General features: G+C 68.8%; 18 protein-coding genes. 15 read left to right on the top strand and 3 right to left on the bottom strand.

Annotation, left to right across the window (positions count from 1 at the left end; translation table 11 throughout):
- The first annotated feature begins 6 nt into the window (after nt 1-6).
- The 10 genes from coaD to ACZK5N_RS05540 all read left to right on the top strand — a co-directional run bounded on the left by coaD (nt 7) and on the right by ACZK5N_RS05540 (nt 9,613).
- Nucleotides 7-489: a pantetheine-phosphate adenylyltransferase gene (gene coaD / locus ACZK5N_RS05585; protein ID WP_459019295.1), complete on the top strand. Its 483-nt coding sequence runs from the start codon at nt 7-9 to the stop codon at nt 487-489.
- Nucleotides 490-583: 94 nt separating this feature from the next.
- Nucleotides 584-1,132 (top strand): YceD family protein, encoded by a 549-nt coding sequence (locus ACZK5N_RS05580; RefSeq protein ID WP_459019296.1) that lies wholly within the window; start codon nt 584-586, stop codon nt 1,130-1,132.
- A 37-nt stretch (nt 1,133-1,169) separates the two neighbouring features.
- A complete protein-coding gene (gene rpmF / locus ACZK5N_RS05575) occupies nt 1,170-1,361 on the top strand; it encodes a 50S ribosomal protein L32 (RefSeq protein ID WP_459019297.1) in 192 nt (63 codons plus the stop codon).
- A gap of 89 nt (nt 1,362-1,450) precedes the next feature.
- Nucleotides 1,451-2,131 (top strand): ribonuclease III, encoded by a 681-nt coding sequence (rnc, locus tag ACZK5N_RS05570; protein WP_459019298.1) that lies wholly within the window; start codon nt 1,451-1,453, stop codon nt 2,129-2,131.
- Nucleotides 2,124-2,963 (top strand): bifunctional DNA-formamidopyrimidine glycosylase/DNA-(apurinic or apyrimidinic site) lyase, encoded by an 840-nt coding sequence (gene mutM / locus ACZK5N_RS05565; RefSeq protein ID WP_459019299.1) that lies wholly within the window; start codon nt 2,124-2,126, stop codon nt 2,961-2,963. Before rnc ends, mutM begins: the two co-directional genes overlap by 8 nt.
- Nucleotides 2,960-3,520, top strand: coding sequence for a GtrA family protein (locus ACZK5N_RS05560; protein WP_459019300.1), 561 nt, complete (start codon nt 2,960-2,962; stop codon nt 3,518-3,520). Before mutM ends, ACZK5N_RS05560 begins: the two co-directional genes overlap by 4 nt.
- Before the next feature lie 7 nt (nt 3,521-3,527).
- Nucleotides 3,528-7,067, top strand: a complete 3,540-nt coding sequence (gene smc / locus ACZK5N_RS05555; protein WP_459019301.1) for a chromosome segregation protein SMC — start codon at nt 3,528-3,530, stop codon at nt 7,065-7,067.
- A 112-nt stretch (nt 7,068-7,179) separates the two neighbouring features.
- Complete coding sequence (locus ACZK5N_RS05550; RefSeq protein WP_459019302.1) at nt 7,180-7,377, top strand: hypothetical protein; 198 nt, start codon at nt 7,180-7,182, stop codon at nt 7,375-7,377.
- Nucleotides 7,378-7,443: 66 nt separating this feature from the next.
- On the top strand, nt 7,444-8,592 hold the full coding sequence (gene ftsY, locus ACZK5N_RS05545) for a signal recognition particle-docking protein FtsY (protein ID WP_459020366.1): 1,149 nt from the start codon (nt 7,444-7,446) through the stop codon (nt 8,590-8,592).
- A 94-nt stretch (nt 8,593-8,686) separates the two neighbouring features.
- Nucleotides 8,687-9,613: an ATP-binding cassette domain-containing protein gene (locus tag ACZK5N_RS05540; RefSeq protein WP_459019303.1), complete on the top strand. Its 927-nt coding sequence runs from the start codon at nt 8,687-8,689 to the stop codon at nt 9,611-9,613.
- A gap of 31 nt (nt 9,614-9,644) precedes the next feature.
- On the opposite strand, the gene ACZK5N_RS05535 is transcribed toward ACZK5N_RS05540, so the two are convergent.
- The gene (locus ACZK5N_RS05535; RefSeq protein WP_459019304.1) at nt 9,645-10,328 is read right to left on the bottom strand and encodes a response regulator; all 684 of its coding nucleotides are present in this window, start codon (nt 10,326-10,328) and stop codon (nt 9,645-9,647) included.
- Between the two features lie 138 nt (nt 10,329-10,466).
- Here ACZK5N_RS05535 and ACZK5N_RS05530 point away from each other — a divergent pair, with 138 nt between their 5' ends.
- Nucleotides 10,467-10,643, top strand: a complete 177-nt coding sequence (locus ACZK5N_RS05530; RefSeq protein WP_459019305.1) for a hypothetical protein — start codon at nt 10,467-10,469, stop codon at nt 10,641-10,643.
- 104 nt (nt 10,644-10,747) lie between these two features.
- The gene (locus tag ACZK5N_RS05525; protein WP_459019306.1) at nt 10,748-13,024 is read left to right on the top strand and encodes a sensor histidine kinase; all 2,277 of its coding nucleotides are present in this window, start codon (nt 10,748-10,750) and stop codon (nt 13,022-13,024) included.
- Here the strand turns inward: ACZK5N_RS05525 and ACZK5N_RS05520 are convergent.
- Both ACZK5N_RS05520 and ACZK5N_RS05515 read right to left on the bottom strand, forming a co-directional pair.
- The gene (locus ACZK5N_RS05520; protein WP_459019307.1) at nt 13,021-14,439 is read right to left on the bottom strand and encodes an NAD(P)(+) transhydrogenase (Re/Si-specific) subunit beta; all 1,419 of its coding nucleotides are present in this window, start codon (nt 14,437-14,439) and stop codon (nt 13,021-13,023) included. The genes ACZK5N_RS05525 and ACZK5N_RS05520 overlap by 4 nt on opposite strands.
- 6 nt (nt 14,440-14,445) lie before the next feature.
- The gene (locus ACZK5N_RS05515) at nt 14,446-15,978 is read right to left on the bottom strand and encodes a Re/Si-specific NAD(P)(+) transhydrogenase subunit alpha (RefSeq protein ID WP_459019308.1); all 1,533 of its coding nucleotides are present in this window, start codon (nt 15,976-15,978) and stop codon (nt 14,446-14,448) included.
- A 158-nt stretch (nt 15,979-16,136) separates the two neighbouring features.
- Between ACZK5N_RS05515 and ffh the strand changes: the two genes are divergently transcribed.
- The 3 genes from ffh to ACZK5N_RS05500 are packed head-to-tail and all read left to right on the top strand — an operon-like array spanning nt 16,137 to nt 19,998.
- A complete protein-coding gene (gene ffh / locus ACZK5N_RS05510) occupies nt 16,137-17,669 on the top strand; it encodes a signal recognition particle protein (protein ID WP_459019309.1) in 1,533 nt (510 codons plus the stop codon).
- A gap of 23 nt (nt 17,670-17,692) precedes the next feature.
- Nucleotides 17,693-18,766 (top strand): amidohydrolase family protein, encoded by a 1,074-nt coding sequence (locus ACZK5N_RS05505; protein WP_459019310.1) that lies wholly within the window; start codon nt 17,693-17,695, stop codon nt 18,764-18,766.
- 35 nt (nt 18,767-18,801) lie between these two features.
- Nucleotides 18,802-19,998, top strand: a complete 1,197-nt coding sequence (locus ACZK5N_RS05500) for a S49 family peptidase (protein WP_459019311.1) — start codon at nt 18,802-18,804, stop codon at nt 19,996-19,998.
- Nucleotides 19,999-20,001: the final 3 nt, after the last annotated feature.

Below are 20,001 nucleotides of genomic sequence, written 5' to 3'. Positions count from 1 at the left end.
AGCTTCATGGCCGTCTTGTGCCCCGGATCGTTCGATCCCATCACGGTGGGCCACCTGGACATCATCCGGCGCGCGCACGCGATGTTCGGCGAGGTGGTGGTGGCCATCGGCAACAATTCCACGAAGAGCTATCTCTTCAGCTTCGACGAGCGGGTCGCCCTGGTCCGCGGGGCCACAGCGGACCTGGACCACATCACGGTGGAACCCATGGAGGGCCTGCTGGTGGACTTCTGCCGCAGCCGCGGCATCCCGGCGGTTGTCAAGGGCCTCCGGTTCGGGGCGGACTTCGATTTCGAACTGCAGATGGCGCACATGAACCACGCCATGGGCCCGGTGGAGACCATTCTTCTGCCCGCTGCCCGCAGCCATGTGACCCTCTCGTCGACCATCATCCGCCAGGTGGTCCTGCTGGGCGGTGATGTGTCGGCCTATGTGCCGGGCAACGTGGTGACGGCCATCGAGGAGCGACGGCGCGCCGAACGCACCTGAGCGCCTCGCCCATTTGGGAAATCGTCGGGGCCTCGGTAATGTTGGCGGTCGGTCATGACGAGGTCATGGGACGGTCAGACGAAGGGAATCCGACGTGTCACCCGTGCATCCCCACCCGGATCGCCGCTCGCCGCTCGTTTTCGAGATGCACGAGCTGTCGCGACGGGCCGGGACGATGAGACAGGTGTCCACGACGGTACCAGCGCCTGCGGACCTTGGCACCGAAGTGATCGGGGTACCACAGGACACCGATATAGAGCTGGATCTCCGGTTCGAAGCGGTCACCGAAGGCATCCTGGTGACGGGTACGGCAACCGTGGAACTCCACGGCCAGTGCTCCCGTTGCCTGGAGAACATCAAGGAGCAGACCTCCTTCGATGTGCAGGAGCTCTACTTCTATCCCGGCAACGAGATGGACGAGGACGAGAGTCTCATCATTGATGACACGATCGATCTCGAAGTGGCCCTGCGTGACGCCGTGGTACTCGAGTTGCCGTTCACGCCCCTGTGCGAGGAAGATTGCCTGGGCCTCTGCCCCGAATGCGGAGTCCCTCTCAACGACAATCCCGAGCACGGCCACGGTGAGCAGATTGATCCCAGATGGGAGAAGCTGACCGGGCTTGGCGGGGACACACCCAGCTGAGCAGATTTTCGAGAAGTTCCTGACAGAGGAGAAGACCGTGGCCGTTCCGAAGCGGAAGATGTCGCGCAGCAACACCCGTTCGCGCCGTGCGCAGTGGAAGACGACCGTCGTCCCCACCGTCGTGTGCGCGAACCCGGCATGCCGCGAGCCGCACCTGCAGCACACCGCATGCGCTGCCTGCGGCCAGTACGGACCCCGCGGCCAGCGCCGCCAGGTCCTCGAGGCCTGAGTTACACCCGTTCCCGCTGAGCGCGGGGCGTCCCCCGCACCGGCGGGACGGTGTCCTGAGGAGACCGCTCGCGCGGGGGTCACGTCAGGATGAGCAGGCTGCAGGACCAGCTGAAGGAGCTGGGCGTCGAAGTGGACGCCCAGCTTTTCGAGTTGTCCTTCACCCATCGCAGCTACGCCTATGAACATGGCGGCATCGAGTCCAACGAGCGGCTGGAATTCCTCGGCGACGCGGTGCTGCAGATCGTCGTCACGGAGCACATCTTCCGGACCTACCCTGAGCTCCCGGAGGGGCAACTGGCCAAACTGCGGTCCCGCGTCGTCAGCGCGGTAGCGCTGGCAGACGTGGCCCGCACGCTGGATCTGGGAGACCACCTCCTTCTCGGGAAGGGCGAGGTCTCGACCAGGGGCCGGGAGAAGACCTCCATCCTCGCGGACACGATGGAGGCGGTCATCGGCGCCGTGTTCATCTCCGCCGGTCCCGATGCAGCTGAGAGGTTCGTCCACCGGAACCTCGACCAGCGCATCGAGGATGCCGAGCGGAGCCGGGATTACGCGGACCACAAGACCTCCCTGCAGGAGATCTGCTCGCATCGCGGTTGGCCGTTGCCCCGCTACGAGATCACTGGCGAGGGTCCGGACCACCAGCGGACCTTCAGTGCCGTGGTCGTGGTGGACGAGCGGCCCCTGGGCCGAGGCGTGGCCCCAAGCAAGAAGCTTGCCGAGCAGATCGCCGCACGCGAGGCGTGCGAGGTGCTCACTGGTGCCTGAACTGCCCGAAGTGGAGGTCGTCAGGCTCGGCCTCAGCACGCACGCGGCGGGCCGTCGAATCGAGCAGGTCACCGTGCTGCATCCACGGCCCGTGCGCAGCCATCCCGCCGGCCCTGAGGCCCTCGTCGCGGACCTCACGGGCCGCCGGATCGACGCAGTGCGCCGTCGGGGCAAGTACCTGTGGTGGGTGCTCGGCGACGACGCGCTGGTGGTACATCTGGGCATGAGCGGTCAGTTCAGGGTAGACGTGCCCGGTGCGCAGCTGGCCCCGCACACCAGGCTGCTGTTCCGTCTCGACGACGGCAGCGAGCTGAGGTTCATCGATCAACGGATGTTCGGTGGTCTCGACTGGCGGCCAGGTGCGGCCGCGTGCCCGGTGCCGCATGTCGCGCTCGATCCGTTCGACCCGGACTTCGACGAGAAAGCCGTGGCGGCCCGCCTCCGCACCAGGCGGACGGGCATCAAACGGGCCCTCCTGGACCAACGGCTGATCTCGGGCATCGGCAACATCTACGCAGATGAGTCGCTGTGGCGTGTCAGGCTGCACTTCGAGCACCCCACGGACCAGCTCTCCGGCGCGAAGGCACTGGGCGTCCTGAGGGCGGCCCGCACGGTCATGGTCGAGGCTCTGGCCGAGGGCGGCACCTCCTTCGACGCGCTGTATGTCAACGTCAACGGCCGGTCCGGCTACTTCTCCCGCTCTCTGGCCGCCTACGGACGCGAGGACCAGCCGTGTCCACGCTGCGCCACGCCCATCGCGCGGCGCCCGTTCATGAACCGCAGCAGCTACTTTTGTCCGAGGTGCCAGCCGGCACGGAAGGAGCGCGGGTGATCAGGTCAATAGTCGAGCGCTATCGCAATTCCATCGGGCAGTTTCTGCGGTTCGGCACCGTCGGCGGACTCGGGGTGGTGGTCAACATGGCGGCCATCTGGGTTCAGCGCCACGGGCTGCCTCTCATCTGGCCGGGCGCGGCGCACGGCGGCGGGGCGTGGTGGGCCATTCCCGGCACCGAGTTCAACATCCGGTGGTATCACGTCATGAGCATGGTGGCGTTCATGGTGGCGAACCTGGTCAACTTCCAGCTCAACCGACGATGGACGTTCGTGTCCCACCGCCACTCCGGCTGGTGGCGGGAGTACTGGCCGTTCCTCACCGTCGGGCTGGTCGCGCAGGGCATCGGCATGGTCCTCCTGACGCTGTTGATGTGGGAACAGTCGCCGCTGGCGCTGCCCAGCGACGTGTTCGACAACTCCAGCGGGTTGCGCACCAAGCTCTACTGGGCGCAGCTGATCATGATCATCTTCACCATTCCGGTGAGCTTCCTGCTCAACAAGTTCTGGACCTTCCGCTCCATCCGGACCGCCAGGCCACCGGTCCAGGCAGCCTAGACCTGGCATGTACCTCAAGCAGCTCACCCTTCGCGGCTTCAAGTCCTTCGCCTCGGCCACCACGCTGGTGTTCGAGCCGGGAATCACGTGCGTCGTCGGTCCCAACGGGTCGGGCAAGTCCAACGTCGTCGACGCGTTGAGCTGGGTCATGGGCGAACAGGGCGCCAAGACCCTGCGCGGGGGAAAGATGGAGGACGTCATCTTCGCCGGCACCACCAAGCGGGCACCGCTGGGGCGCGCGGAGGTGGAACTGACCATCGACAACTCCGATGGGGCGCTCCCCATCGAGTACGCCGAGGTGACCATCACCCGCACGATGTTTCGCAGCGGCGGCTCGGAGTACGCCATCAACGGCACGGCCGCCCGGCTGCTCGACGTGCAGGAACTGCTGAGCGATTCAGGGATCGGGCGTGAGATGCACGTCATCGTGGGGCAGGGGCAGCTCGACGCCATCCTGCAGGCCACGCCCGAGTCCAGGCGCGGCTTCATCGAGGAGGCCGCCGGGGTCCTCAAGCACCGCAAGCGCAAGGAGAAGGCGCTGCGGAAGTTGGAGGCCACCAAAGCGAACCTCGAGCGCCTCAGTGACCTCGTGGCCGAGCTGCAGCGTCAGCTCAAGCCGTTGGGCCGTCAGGCGCAGGCGGCTCGGAAGGCCGCCGTCGTCCAGGCAGAACTGCGCGACGCCAAGGCCCGGCTGCTGGCGGACGACCTCTCCGCCGCACAGGCGCAGTTGGCGGCGGAGCTGGCCGACGAGGCGGCGGCCGCCGAGGCACGTGCCAGAGCCGAAGAGGCGGTTGCCGCCGCGCTCGAGGCGGAGGAAACGGCCGAGCGGCGGCTCCGGGAGGCCGCGGCGGAGTTCGACGCCGCGCAGGAGCAGTGGTACGCGCTCGCCGGCCTACGGGAGCGGATCACCACGACGGTGTCGATCGCGGCCGAACGCATGCGCGCAGGCGAGAATCAGCCGGCCCTCGACGTCGGTCGACGAGACCCCGAGGCGCTGGAGGCGGAGGCAGCCGAATTCCGTGCACGGGAGGAGGCGCTGATGGCCGACGTGGAGAATGCCCGAGGGCTGCTCGTCGACGCCTCGCTGAGACGCACGGGCGCGGAGCAGCAGCACGCCGCCGCAGAGCAGGCCTACAGCGCCGCGCTGCGCGCCATCGCGGACCGCCGCGAGGGCCTGGCCAAGCTGAACGGACGCGTCAACGCGATCACGTCCCGGCTGGACGCGTCCCAGGAAGAGGTGCAGCGGCTCATCGCCCGGCGTGACGAGGCCCTCGCCCGCGCTGAGGAGGCGTCGCGGAAGTATCACCACGCGGAGGCCTCGCTCGCCGGCCTCGGCGCGTCCGAATCAGATCTGGACCAGGGGTTTGAGCGCGCGGCCGAGGCGGTCCAGGAGCTCGAAATGCAGGCTGAGGCGCTCCGGAAGGAGGACGCCGAGATCGGGCGACGTCGCGCGGCGCTGGACGCACGCGTCGAGGCGCTTCGGCTCATGACACAACGACGGGACGGATCCGCAGACCTTCTCGAGGCCGGCCACGACGACGTGATCGGCCGGTTGAGCGATCTCCTCGACGTCGATCCGGGGTGGGAGGCCGCGGTCGCCGCGGCGCTGCGCGGTATGGCGGAGGCCATCGTCGTTCAAGGGCTCGACGGCGCGGTGGCGGCGTCGAGGTTCCTCTCGGACCAGGAACTGGGACGCGCGCCTCTCATCGTGGCTGGGGCGCCGCGCCACGGCGGACACCCCACGGTGGGTATTGCGTTGCAGGGCCTCGTGCGGGCCCCCGACCACTTGGCGGGAGCCCTCGACCGGCTTCTCGGGTCAGCCGTCGCCGTCGAGACCCACGAGGAGGCTGCCGCGGTGGTGTCCGAGCACGCCCATGTGGTCGCGGTCACCCGCTCAGGGGACCTGTTCTCGTCCTGGCTCGTCGAGGGTGGCTCCACCGCTGCGCCCTCGCTGCTCGAGGTGCAGGCCCAACTGGCGGAGACGGAGCGGGCGCTGACGGAATGCGGCCACGAGGCGGACCGGATCCGCTTCGCCGTGGAGCAGCTCCAGGCCAGGCTGGAGGATGCCAGGCGGCACGAGAGCGCCGCACTGGCTGAGCTGCACACCTCCGACGCGCACCTGGCTGCGGTGGCGGAACAACTCAACTCCCACAGGCAGGGGCAATCCACGGCGCTCAGGGAGGCTGAGCGGCTCGCGGAGGCGATCACGGCGGCCCAGGCCGCGCGCTCACGGGACGAGCAGCAGCGGCAGGAGCTCACAGCCCGGCTGGAGGCGGCCTCAGCCGAAGGGGATGTGGCCGAGCCGGATCCGGCCGAGCGCGACGACAAGGCCGCCGCGGCGAGGCAGGCCAGGCAGGCGGAGATGGACGCCAGATTGGCGATGCGGACGGCCGAGGAGCAGGTCAAAGCCATCGCCGGCAGGTCGGAAGCACTGGCCCGCGCAGCCCAGCACGAGCGGCAGTCTCTGGCGAAGGCCAAGGCACGCGCGGATCACGTGCGGCGCGAGGCGGAGGTGGCACGCGTGGTCCACGAGGCGGCCCTGGCGTTGACCGTGGAGGTTGAGCGCGCCAGGCGCCGCGCCGCGACCTCACGGGACTCCGCGGAGGCCTCGCGTCGCCAGGCCGAGTCGGGCACCACCCAGGCCCGACACGCAGCCAAGGCCGCGGCCGCCCGTCTGGACGAGGTGGTCCGGGGCGCACACCGCGACGAGATGGTGCGCATCGAGCACCGGATGCGCGTCGAACACCTCGTGGACAGGGCGCTCGCCGAACTGGGGCTTGAGCCGGGGCAATTGGTGGGGGAGTACGGACCGGACAACCCGGTGCCCGTGCTGACCCGCCCGGACGGCACAGCGCTCACTGATGACGACGACCAGCCGGAGCCACTGTCCTATGACAGGGCGCAACAGACAGCACGGTTGCGCGCGGCAGAGCGCAACCTGGCGGTGCTGGGCCGGGTCAATCCGTTGGCGCTGGAGGAGTTCGATGCCATGACGGCCCGCCACCAGTTCCTGGCGGAGCAGCTGGATGATCTCAGACAGACCCGGATCGACCTGCTCGACATCGTGGGGGAGGTGGACCGCCGCGTGCAGGAGGTCTTCGAGTCGGCCTACCGCGACGTCGAGAAGAGCTTCGAAGACGTCTTCGGCCGGCTCTTCCCCGGGGGGGAGGGCCGCCTGGTCCTCACGGATCCGGGGGACTGGTTGACCACTGGCGTTGACGTCGAGGCCAGGCCGGCCGGTAAGCACGTCAAGCGGCTCTCCCTGCTATCGGGCGGAGAGCGCTCGCTCGTAGCGGTCGCGTTCCTGGTGGCGCTGTTCATCGCGCGCCCCAGCCCCTTCTACATCCTCGACGAGGTGGAGGCGGCGCTCGACGACGCCAACCTCGGCCGGCTCCTGGCAATCTACGAGGAGCTGCGGGCTTCCTCTCAGCTCCTGATCATCACGCACCAGAAGCGCACCATGGAGATCGCGGACTCGCTGTACGGCGTCACCATGCGAGGCGATGGGATATCGACCGTCGTGTCGCAGAGGCTGCACGAGCGATGACGCGCACACTGGGATGGTCGCCCGTGGGCGGCGCGCCGACCGATTAACCGGCCCCGCCGGGCGTTCGGCATGATGGAGGTCACTTCCCCAGTCCTCCCGAAAGGAGTCTCCAGTGAGTTTTGCCGTGTTCGCAGTCCTGCTGATCCTCGTTCTCGCCGTCGCGCTCCTCATCGTCGTCGCCGTGTCCGCCGGACGCTTCGAGGTCAAGGACGCCAGGTTCGGCCGCGCGATCGACGAGGCCAACCGCCATCTCAACGGCAACGGTGCGGTGCCGAAGTTCCTCGAGAGGCTCGACAACCGCGCCGGCTGAACCCCTGGCTAGGATGAGCCCGTGGATTGGTTCTTCTGGGTCATCATTGCGATCATCGGTCTGTCGATGCTCATCGGCGGCATCGTCGTCGCGCTGGATCGTCGGCGGCAACTGGAGCATGAGCATCGCCCAGAGCTGACGTCCGAGCATGAGCCGGACGTCGTCGGCGTCCCAGGCCTTCGGACCGGGCCGGATGCCGCACAGGAGGCGATGCCCGCCCCCCGCGTCCCCGGGGAGGCCCCCGCAACGCAGTACTCCGCGCCGTCGGCCACAGCGCTCGATCATCCAGAGGCAGCGGCGTCGCGGTGGGCGCGCCTGCGCCGTCGACTGTCGAGCAGCAACAATGCGCTCGCGCGCGCCCTGGCTGACCTGCTCTCCGTGGACCGGATCGACGCCGACACCTGGGACGACTTCGAGGCCACCCTCATCACCTCGGACCTTGGCGTGGGCCCAGCGACCGAACTGACCGAGGCGCTCCGCCGTCGCCTCGCGCTGGACGGCGTGGCGGACCCGACGCACGCCAAGCAGGTCCTGCACGACGAGCTACTCAACCTCGTCGATCCGTCCTTGGACCGTTCCCTCAACCTCACGCCGACTGTCGATGGAGATCCGGCCGTGGTGCTGGTGGTCGGCGTCAACGGCACCGGAAAGACCACCACCGTCGGCAAACTGGCCCGCGTGCTGGTGTCCGAGGGGCGCTCCGTGGTACTCGGTGCGGCGGACACGTTCCGAGCCGCGGCCGCCGAGCAGCTCTCCACGTGGGGTGAGCGTGTCGGCGTGACCACCGTCCGGGGCGAGGAGGGTGCGGACCCGGCCTCCGTCGCATTCGATGCGGTGGCGACCGGAGCAGACAGCGGGGCCGATGTGGTGATCGTGGACACCGCTGGGCGCCTCCACACCAAGACCGGACTGATGGACGAACTCGGCAAGGTCAAGCGCGTCATCGAGAAACGGGCGGCCGTCACCGAAGTCCTTCTCGTGCTCGACGCGACCACCGGGCAGAACGGCATGACGCAGGCGCGGATCTTCTCCGAGGTCGTGGACGTCACCGGCATCGTGCTGACCAAGCTCGACGGGTCCGCGAAGGGCGGAATCGTGGTGCAGGTGCAGCGCGAGCTGGGTGTGCCCGTCAAGCTGGTCGGGCTCGGCGAGGGAGTTGACGACCTTGCTCCCTTCGACGCCGACAGCTTCGTCACGGGGATCCTCGGCGACTGACCGCGACCTAACTTTCGACCAGTTTCTCGCGCGGGTGAGCAGAACCTAACGAACGTTCATGGCGGCGGGCGCCGCCCCCGGCAAGGATCGGGACATGATCGAAGCGGTGAATCTGACGAAGACCTGCGGACGTCGGGCCCTGGTCCAGGACGTCAGCTTCCGCGTCGAACCCGGGTCCGTCACAGCGCTGGTGGGCCCTGTAGGTTCCGGCAAGTCCACCGTCGTGCGCATGTTCCTTGGCCAGGAGCGTCCCTCGACAGGCTCCGCGCTGATCAACGGCCGCCCTTACAGCTCGCTCGAGCGGCCACTCAACACCGTCGGATCACTGCCGGGTGGACGATGGGCCTTCTCCGGTCGCTCGGCCAGGCAGCATCTCCGGGCGGTGGCAGCGGCCAGCGCGGCCAACGCAGACCGCGTGGACCGGGTTCTGGAGATGGTGGGGCTCGGCTCGGCCGCAGACCATCGCGTGCGGTTGTTTCCGGCTGGCCCCCGCCGACGGTTGGCCATGGCGGCCGCCGTCCTGGGAGACCCGGACCACTACGTCTTCGACGACCCCTTCCGCGGCCTGGGCCCTGAGGACGCGCGATGGATGCGTCAGGTCCTCCGCCGCCTGGCGGCGCACGGCAAGACGGTTCTGGTGGCCGGCGAGTCGCTCACGGAGATGGCAGAGGCCGCAGACAACCTCCTGGTCCTGGGCTCCGGGCGGCTGATCGCGGACACCTCGGTGGAGGACTTCATCGTCGAGCGTGGCAAGCCCTCCGTCCGTCTCAGGGCTGAGCGACAGGCGGAACTCTACGACGTGCTGGTGGGCATGGGGGCCTCCGTCACACCCCGGATCTCGGATCGGGGTGTGACGCTCATGGTGCGAGGGCTGACCCTGCAGCAGGTGGCGGACACCGCTGTGAGCTTCGGCATCATGGAGCTCGCAGAGGAGGACACGGCGATGGAGCGGGCCCTCCTGGAAGTGACCGGGATGAGCGTTCCCAGGGTCGCCACGCTTGTCCGCGGGGGGCTGCGCTAGAAGCGGCCGAGGCAACGCCTCGCAGCGGTCCTCAACGTCCGGTGATCGGGTCCATCACCGAGGGATCCACCACGCCGAGCTGAATCGCTCTCACGAGGATCTGAGTGCGCGACTTGAGCCCCATCTTCTCCCCGATGTGGGAGAGGTACTGCTTGACCGTGCCCTCTGAGACGAACATCTTCGCGCCGATCTGCTGGTTGGTCAGACCCTCGGCCAGCCACCGGAGGAGTTCCTTCTCCCGGGGGGCGAGCCCCGGATCCGGCAACGCAGTGCGGCTCACGTCGGGTGTATCCCTCATGGTGGACACGAGTTCCTTGCGTACGGCGGCGGACAGGGGCATCTCGCCCGCGACGGCCTGCTCGATGCCCGCCAGAATCGCTGGGCCTCCCGCGTCCTTGAGCAGATACCCGGAGGCGCCGGCGCGCAGCGCCGCGACGATGTACTCGCGGGTGCCGAAGGTGGTGAGTGCGACGATGCAGGCCTTGGGCCACTCCCTGCAGATGTCGCGGGTGGCGTCCACCCCCGACTTCACCGGCATCTGCAGATCCATCAAGACCACGTCCGGCCTGAGCCTGCGGTAGGCGTCGACGGCCTCCCTGCCGTCGCGCGACTCGCCGACCACCTGGTGACCCGCCTGCCGGGCGAAGAAGATACGATAGGCCTCACGGACCATGGGGTCGTCGTCAACCACCAGGATGCGGCGAGTAGTGCTCATTGCATCACCCTACCTGCGTCCGGTTTGGACACTCCGGCAGCGTCTTCTCGGAGAAATTGTTTGGCCATTAGTCAATACCGACCGAAGTGGGGGGTGAGGTTGGATTGGCGTGCACACGTCTGCAGAAAAGGACACCCCATGAAGCTCCGCACCTTGGTCGCCGGCCTGGTCCTCGCCATCGCCATCACTCCCGCCGCAGCAGCCGCCCCCAAGGGCGATAGCGCCCCGCAGCGTCTCGGCGGCGGCACCGAGGCCGTCAGCACGGAGTTCTACTGCTCGCTCATCCCGTGGTTCCCCCTCTGCCACCCACGCTGACCTGAAGGTGTGGTAATCCTCTGGTCTGGACGCAAGCCGTCTGGGCCAGAGGTTCTGTGTTTCATGGCTAGCGGATCGGAACCCGACCAAGAGTGAACAGTCCTGTGGGCGAGTCAGGAAGCCTCATCAAGGCTTCCCGTTACGTGCTGGCCGCGGCCGTCACCTTCGGGGCGCTCGGCAATCTGCTGGATTGGCAGCGAGCGGGCTGGCACAGCCCCATATCCCTATCGGCGCAGATCGCTGAGGCGCTAGCGTGCGTCATCCTCCTGTGGCGGCCCAGGGCCGGCCTCGCGTTGGCCTTGGTCCCGATGGGGCTGACGCTCGGCTTCGGAGCGATGGAAGCCGATCTCCTCATTCCGATCCTGGTTCCCGCTGCCTTCATCGCGGTCGCCCGGCGTGCGGAGAGCGTGGCCGTAGTCATGATCGTCCTGGCCTACGCCGCACTGCGCAGCGCCCAGGCGGATTCCTGGAGCCTCATCGTGGCGTATGTCGCACTCATTCTTCTTGGGACGCTCGGTGGGCTCGGGCTGCGCGTCTTGATGGTGGCCCGGCAGCGCGGGCAGGGGCGCGTGCAGGTCATGGAGGACGATGCATCAAGAATCCGCACGGAGGAGCGGGCCCGGCTCGCCTCGGAGTTGCGGTCACTCGTGACGGTGCGCCTGGCGGACAGCAGCGCCGTTCTGGCCTCCGCCAGGCGCGAGACTGCGCCAGAGGCGATGCGGGCCGCTGTCGCGAAGGTCAACGAGTCGTGCCTCGGCGCGCTCGTGGAGGTTCGGGCCCTTGTGGGCATGCTCCGCGAGGATCCGACCGCGGACGGGATTGACGAGTCCCTCACCGGCCCCGCCGCGACCGCGACCGTGACGGCGCTGAGGCAGCGCCTTGAGGACTCTGGCGTGCGGGCATCCATCACCCTCCCGGGAGAGGTGGACGCGATGTCGCGCGTGACACAGACCACGGTCACCAAGGTGATGGAGGAGATCGTCGATTCGGTGCTCCTGGACGACGCGGCCGGCGCCGAAGTGGGCGTCAGGGTGGATCGCCGGCGTGGCTGGGTGAGCCTGGATGCCGACTATCCAGCGGCATCCGTGGCGCACACCCCGCACGACCATCGCATGGACCGGCTCCGGCAGCGTGCCGAGGCGCTGGGCGGCGGCCTCAGCATGGTCCGCGCCGGCGCCACGCGTCACGTCCGGCTGGATCTTCCTCCCGCGTTCGACCCGACCCTAGATCGGGGTCAGTCGAAGCGGACCGGGTGGCGGCGCTGGCTCACGTGGGGGACGCTGCGTGGCGCGCTCACCATGGCGATGACGCTGGGGGCACTGAGCGTGGGTTCGGAGATGCCCCTGGAACTTGGGGAGGGACGCGTCCCATGGGAAGTGGTCTGGGAGACATCGGGCTTCGTGGCGGCGGGGCTTCTCCTGTGGTGGCCGATGGTGGGAACGCCGGCAGCCACCGCCGCAGTGATCGGCATGCTCCACACCGCACACTCGGACGATCTGGCTCTCGCGGCCGTCCTGGTGGTGGCCTCGTGGCAGGCCGCGCGCGTCAACCAACGCTGGGTGGCCGTGGCCCTCGGCTCGACGTCCTCGCTGGCAGTCCTCGTGGCCATCGCCGCCGACATGGGTGCAGCCCACGAACGGGCACTGGTCGCGACAGTGGTGTTGACGGCGTTGCCTGCGCTGATCGCGGCCCGCCACTTCATCGTCACGCGCCGGAGGCACCTCGAGGAGATGGACGGCCTGCGCCGCACGGCCGAGGGCATCCGTACCGAGGAACGGAACCTCCTGGCCCGCGAGTTGCACGACGTGGTGGCTCACCACCTCTCCGTGGCCGCGCTCCAGTCGATGGCCTACGGCGACAGCGACGATGTGGGGGAGTTGCGGACGGCTCTTGACCGGATGGAGCGCTCGACCAAGGGTGCCGAGGAGGAGATGGATCTCCTCAGCCGCATCATGGCCGGCGCCGGGGACGACGACAGTGGTGGGGCACTCGTCCGGCCCTCCACCGTGGTCGGGGTTCTCGCCGAGACGCTCCGCGACAATGGCTTCCGCGTGTCCGTCACCGTCGACCCGTCGTCCGACCAGCTCCCCGCGCCCACACTGCGGACGCTCACCCGCGTCATGCAGGAAGGGGTCACCAACATCCTGCGCTACGGACGGCGCGACGGGACCTGTGCCCTCTCCCTGGAGGTGTTGGGGCCGAGGGTCACGCTGCGGATCGCCAACGCGATGCCGGTCCGCCGCCGCTCCTCGGTGCTGTCACTCGGCTACGGGCTGGCGGGCATCCGGGAGCGGGTCGACCTCCTGGGGGGACAGTTCTCCGCCACCGCTGAGGGCGACACCTGGGTGCTGAGCGTGGTCCTGCCCACCGGAGCCGACTAGGCGGGTACCGCGACAGCCGCGACCAGCGCATCGGCGGTGGCCTTGGCGTCCCCGAACAGCATGGCGGTGTTCTCGTGGAAGAACAGCGGGTTCTCGACGCCGGAATAGCCGGCGCTCATCGACCGCTTGAACACCACCACCTGACGCGCCTCCCAGACATGCAGCACGGGCATGCCGGAGATGGGTAGGCCGGGCTCCATCGCGGCGGGGTTGACGGTGTCGTTGGCGCCGATGACCAGCACCACGTCAGTGCGCGGGAAGTCGTCGTTGATCTCGTCCATCTCCAGGACGATGTCGTAAGGGACCTTCGCCTCGGCCAGCAGCACGTTCATGTGTCCGGGGAGGCGACCGGCCACGGGGTGGATGGCGAAGCGGACCGTCTTGCCCTGCGCGATGAGGCGCCGGGTGAGCTCGGCTACGGGGTGCTGCGCCTGCGCCACGGCCATGCCGTAGCCGGGGGCGATGATGACCGAGTCCGCATCCCTCAGCCAGCCGGCCACCTCCTCGGCGTCGGCGCTGATGGCCCGGCGCGGGTTGCCGTCGGCGTCGAGGAGCGCCACCTGGGTTCCCGTCGAGTCCGCGGTGCCGAAACCCCCGAGCAGGACGTTGGTGATTGAGCGGTTCATACCGCGGGCCATGACGATGGACAGGATGATGCCGGACATCCCGACGATGGTGCCGGCCACGACGAGCAGTTCGGAGCCGATGGCGAACCCGGAGAGGGCACCGGCCCAGCCGGAGAACGAGTTGAGGAAGCTGACCACCACAGGCATGTCCGCGCCTCCGATGGCCATGACCATGAGAATGCCGAAGACGTATCCGAGCGCCAGGGTGAGGAGGAGGGCCCAGAGGTTCGGAGTGACCAGGTGCCAGGCCAGGGAGCCGATCACGCCGGCCGCGAGCGCGGCCATGACGACGGGGCGCGCCGGAACCATGACCGGTTTCGAGGTGATCCTTCCACCGAGCTTCCCCCAGGCGATGACGGAGCCGGAGAAGGTGAGCGCGCCCACGAAGACCGCGAGCCACACGACGACGCCGTGGACGATCTGATCTGCCAACGCCGGGTATCGCTCGACGCCGAGCGCGGAGTTGATGCCGACCAGCGCCGAGGCCTGGCCGCCGAAGGCGTTGAACAGCGCGACGAGGCCGGGGAGCCCGGTCATGGCCACCCGTGCCGAATAGGGCAGGCCGATGGCGAAGGCGATCAGCACCGCGACGACGAGCAGGATGAAGCCGGTGGTGTTCCAGGCCGAGGTGAACGTGTGGACGATCGTGGCGGCGACGGCGAGCGTCATGCCGACGATGCCGTAGGCGTTCCCGCTGCGGGCGGTGTCCTGCCGGCCCAGGCCGACGATACCGAGCACGAAGAGGAGGGCGGCCGCGATGTAGGCCCCATAGACGATGGTGGTGAGCATGACCGATCAACTCCTCTGGAACATGGCGAGCATGCGGTGGGTGATGGCGAAGCCGCCGACGCAGTTGACGCCGGCCAGCACGATGGCCAGGAACGCGAGCAACTGCACGTGCAGTTGGTCTGACGTCAGCTGCGTGATGGCGCCGACGATGGTGATGCCCGAGACGGCGTTCGAGACGCTCATCAGGGGGGTGTACAGAGCGGGCTGCACGCCCCAGATGATGTAGTAGCCGACTACGCAGGCCAACCCGAACACCAGGATGCTGGAGAGGAAGCCGCCCGGGAGGACGAGCGTGAGCGTGAGCCAGGCCGCCACCAGAATCAGCACCATCCGGAACCGCGCCCACTGGTTCGGAGGCTCGGGCGTCGCAGCGAAGGCCGGCACGATCGCAGGTCTGGGAGCGGCCGCCGGCGCGACGGAGACCTCGATGGGAGGCGGCGGGAAGGTGACCTCCCCGTCGTGCGCCACCGTCATCTGGCGGTGGACCTCGTCGGAGAAGTCGAGGGAGATCTGACCGTCCTTGGCGGGGGTCAGCAGCTTCATCAGGTTGACGACGTTGGTGCCGTAGAGCTGGGACGCCTGCCCGGGCAGGCGGCTCGCCAGGTCCGTGTAGCCGACGATGTGGACCCCGTTGTCCGTCACGTAGGACTCGCCGGGGCGTGTGAGTTCGCAGTTGCCACCGCCGCTCGCCGCCAGGTCCACGATGACGCTGCCCGGCCGCATCGAGGAGACCATGGCGGAGGTGATCAGTTTCGGTGACGGGCGGCCCGGGATGGCGGCCGTGGTGATGATGATGTCCACCGTGCGGGCCTGCTCCGCGTAGAGCTCGGCGGCGCGCGCCGCATAGTCCGCCGTCGTGGCCTTCGCGTAGCCATCGGAGGAGACCCCCTGGTCGTCGTCGGCCACCTTCAGGAAGGTGGCTCCCATGGACTCCACCTGCTCGGCCGTCTCGGGACGCACATCCGTGGCCGTCACCTCCGCGCCCAGGCTGCCGGCCGTGCCGATCGCGGACAGACCCGCCACGCCGGTGCCGATGACGAACACCTTCGCGGGGGCCACTTTGCCGGCCGCGGTGACCTGGCCCGCGAAGAAGCGGCCGAACTCGTGTCCTGCCTCGATGACCGCGCGGTAGCCGGCAATGTTGGCCATGGAGCTGAGCGCATCCAGGGACTGGGCGCGCGAAATCCGCGGCACCATATCCATCGACAGGGCGGTGACTCCCCGCTCTGCGAGAGCCTCGATCAGCTCGGTGCCGGTGCGGGGGTGCAGGAAGCCGATGACCAGCTGTCCCGCACGCAGCCGCGACAGCTGGGCAGGCGACGGTTCGCCCACCATGGCGACCACGTCCGCCGCCCAGGCCTCGGAGCCGTCGACGACGGTGGCCCCCGCCTCGGCGAACGCCGCGTCGGGCAGCGCCGCGAGCGTGCCGGCCCCCGACTCGATCACCACGTCGTGGCCGAGCTTCAGCAGGGTGGCCACCGTGACGGGGGTGGCGGCCACCCGGGTCCCGGGGGATTCGTTGGGGATGCCGATCTTCATGGGCGCGTCCTTTCACCGGATGCGTGTGCACTCCTGCAGGAGCCTAACGGTCCTGCGGCCCGCTGTCCGGTGGGGGGGTGCTCCCGTGCGTGGGAGCGCGTCAGGGCCGCGCCTCGGTATCCTGGTGCGGTTCAGTCATCTGCGAAGGGCTCAAACTAGTGTTCGACACGCTGCAAGACCGGCTGTCGTCGGTGTTCAAGGGGCTGCGCTCCAAGGGCAGGCTCACCGAGGCGGACATCGACGCGACCATGCGCGAGATCCGCATCGCCCTGCTCGAAGCCGACGTGAACCTGGGCGTGGTCAAGGAGTTCGTGGCCGCCGTCAAGGGCCGTGCGCTGGAAGCCGAGCTCTCCAAGGCCCTGAACCCGTCACAGCAGATCATCAAGTTCGTCAACGAGGAACTCGTCACCATCCTCGGTGGCGAGACCAGGGCCATCCGGTACGCGAAGCGGCCTCCGACGGTCATCATGCTCGCCGGCCTGCAGGGAGCGGGCAAGACCACACTGGCCGGAAAGCTCGCGCACTGGCTCAAGAGCGAGCGGCACGCGCCGCTCCTGGTGGCCGCAGACCTGCAGCGTCCCAACGCCGTCAACCAGCTGCAGATCGTGGGCCAGCGCGCCGGTGTGCACGTCTTCGCGCCCGAACCCGGCAATGGCGTGGGGAACCCGGTCGAGGTGGCGCGCCGGGCCATCGCCCACGCCGAGGCCAAGCTCTACGACGTCGTCATCGTCGACACTGCCGGCCGGCTCGGCATCGACCAGGAGCTGATGCGGCAGGCGGCGGACATCAAGGCCGCCGTGGGACCGCACGAGACGTTGTTCGTGGTGGACGCCATGATCGGTCAGGACGCCGTCAACACGGCCAAGGCCTTCGACGAGGGCGTGGGCGTGGACGGCGTGGTACTCACCAAACTCGACGGTGACGCCCGCGGTGGCGCGGCGCTCTCCATCGTGCGGGTCATCGGTAAGCCCATCATGTTCGCCTCGAGCGGCGAGGGCCTCACCGATTTCGACATGTTCCACCCGGACCGGATGGCCTCGCGCATCCTCGGCATGGGCGACGTCCTCACCCTCATCGAGCAGGCGGAGAAGACCTTCGACGCGGAGGAGTCCCGGGCCGCAGCCGAGAAGCTGATGGGGAGGAACAAGTTCGGGCTCCAGGACTTCCTCTCACAGATGCAGCAGCTCCGTAAGATGGGACCCATGTCGAAGATCCTCGGCATGCTGCCGGGGGCAGGACAGTTCAAGCAGGCCATCAACGAGATCGACGAGAAGGAGATCGATCGCATCGAGGCCATCATCTACTCGATGACCCCCCGGGAACGCGACGACGTGGCCATCCTGAACGGGTCCCGGCGGGCGCGCATCGCCAAGGGGGCGGGGGTTCAGGTGGCCGAGGTCAACAAGCTGGTGAACCGGTTCGTCGAGGCCCGCAAGATGATGGAGGCGATGGCCGGCGGAGGCCTGCCCGGAATGGGCGGCATGCCCGGCGCCCCCGCCGTGGGGGCCGGCCGCAAGGCTCAGCAGAAGAAGCAGCAGCAGAAGAAGCAGCAGCGGCGTGGCCCCAAGGGTGTCCGGCCGCAGCCCGCGCAGCAGCGACCCGCGCAGGCTGAGATCCCGCAGTCCTTGGACGAGTTCCAGCTGCCCCCGGAGCTGCAGAAGATGTTCAACGAGAACAAGCCGAAGTTCTAGTCAGTCACATCCGAGGAGCCGTCATGACGTCAGCGCTGCACCTGCAAGGCGTCTTCCTGCCCGACGCCGAGGCCCGGGAGATGTGGATCAGCGACGGAATGCTGACGTCCGAGCCGGTGGCCGGCGCCCTCACCGTTGCGACCAACGCCTGGGTGATCCCGGGTCTGGTGGACGCGCACTGCCACATCGGCCTCGGCCCCCGGGGAGCAGTCAGCGCGGACGCTGCACGCGGGCAGGCCCGCGCGGACCTGGCGGCGGGGACCATGCTCATCCGGGACGCCGGTTCCCCGTCGGACACCCGGTGGGTGCAGGCTACGCCGGAGCTACCCCGCCTCATCCGTTCCGGGCGCCACGTGGCGCGCCCGCTGCGCTACATCCGCTACCTCGGCGTCGAGGTGGAACCCGAGCACCTCGTCGAGCAGGTGCGGCACGAGGCCCGTGACGGCGACGGATGGGTCAAGCTCGTGGGGGACTGGATCGACAGGGAAGTGGGTGACCTGGCACCGCTGTGGCCGGCCGACGTCGCCGCGGCGGCAATCGCGGCGGCGCACGAGGAGGGGGTGCGCGTCACGGCCCACTGTTTCGGTGAGCAGGCGGTCCACGAGCTCGTGGCAGGGGGGATCGACTGCATCGAGCACGGCACGGGTCTCTCGGACGAGGGAATCTCCCAGATGGCCGAGCGGGGGACGGCGTTGGTGCCCACCATGATCAACCTGGACAACTTCCCCATGTACGCCACACCGGCACGGGAGAAGTTCCCCCGCTACTACTCCCACATGATGGACCTCTACGCTCGGCGGAAGCAGACCATCGGAGCCGCCATCGAGGCCGGGGTGCCCGTCTTCGCGGGCACCGACGCCGGCTCCGTCGTGGAGCACGGCAGGATCCGTGACGAGGTAGACGCGCTCGCCGAACTGGCGGGCACCGAGTACGCGCTCGGTGCCGCCAGCTGGCGCGCCCGGCAATGGCTGGGGGCGGACTGTCTGACAGCCGGATCCAGCGCGGATCTCATCGTGCTGGATGCGGACCCGCGCGAGGACCTCTCCACACTCCGGCGCCCCTTGGCGATGGTGCTCCGCGGCAGGGTGGTCCGCTGAGTCGGTACCCTGGCGGGGACTCAAGGAGGCCCACTGTGACCGACCCCACCCCGTCCTTCCCGCCGCCCAGCGTGGAACACCGATCACCAGATCTGCCCTCCGCGCCCCTGCCCCCGACCCCCTTCCCGCACGCCGGCGTGACTCATAAGCGGGGCAGCGGCTTCGGCCGCGGTTTCGGGATCGGCAGCGGTATCGGTCTGGGCCTGGGAGCCGCGTCGCTGCTGCTGGCTCTCGTCCTGGGCGGCATGGCGCTGGTCGGCTCACTGACCCTGGTGTCGACGGCGGGCGGCACCGCCACCACCCAACTGGCCACCATCTGGGGCGGCGGCAGCCAGTCCTTGAGGGCCATCCCGATCACCGGCCCCATCCTGGCGGACGCCTCCGACGGCGCGCTCCTGTCGGTGGGGTCCTACGGCTACGAGATCGCCACCCAGATCGACGGACTCACGGCCGACGACGCGGGGGGCCTGGTGCTGCTGGTCAACACGCCCGGCGGGAGCATCGGCGGCTCCAGGGCCATCAGCGACGCCGTGGTCCGGTACCAGGAGCGCACGGGCCAGAAGGTCCTGGTACATGTCAGTTCCATGTCTGCCTCCGGAGGCGTGTACGCCACCGCGCCCGCGGATGAGATCATCGCGGGCCACGGCGCGCTGGTGGGGTCCATCGGCGTCATCTTCGGCCCGTTCGACCAGTACTCGGGGGTCGTCGCCACGAGTGGCACGCTCTTCGAGTCCGGCGTCACCACCACCGGTGGCATCACCCGGGAGTACCTCTCGCAGGGCGAGGGTAAGGACTTCGGCAACCCGTACCGGCCGATCACCGCCGGGGAACGCGCCGTGTACACCGTTGGACTCGCCAACGAGTACGACAACTTCATCGGCCACGTGGCCGAGCATCGAGACATTCCCGAGGCGACCATCCGCTCAGAGATCGGGGCGCACCTCTACGACGGGTCCAGGGCAGAGGCCCACGGGCTGATCGACGGGGTACTGGGCCGCGACGAGTTCTTCCGTCATGCCGCTGAGGCCGCCGGGCTCGACCCGGACGACACGCGGGTCGAGGCGGTCCGTCAGCCGAGCGCCTGGGAGGCCTTTCTGGGAGTGCAGCGGCCCTTCGGTGTGGCGCCCGCGGTCCACGGATCGCAGGGGGTGGCGCCCGTGCTGAGCCCGGTCTTCTGCCGGGCCACCCAGCCCTTGGCGTACTCCGGGGACCTCTCGGCCGTCTGCGGCTGAGGG

The sequence above is a fragment of the Tessaracoccus pujii genome, from assembly GCF_055326215.1.
The sequence above is the reverse complement of the archived record's forward strand: the minus strand, read 5'-3'. Positions and strand labels throughout refer to the sequence as shown.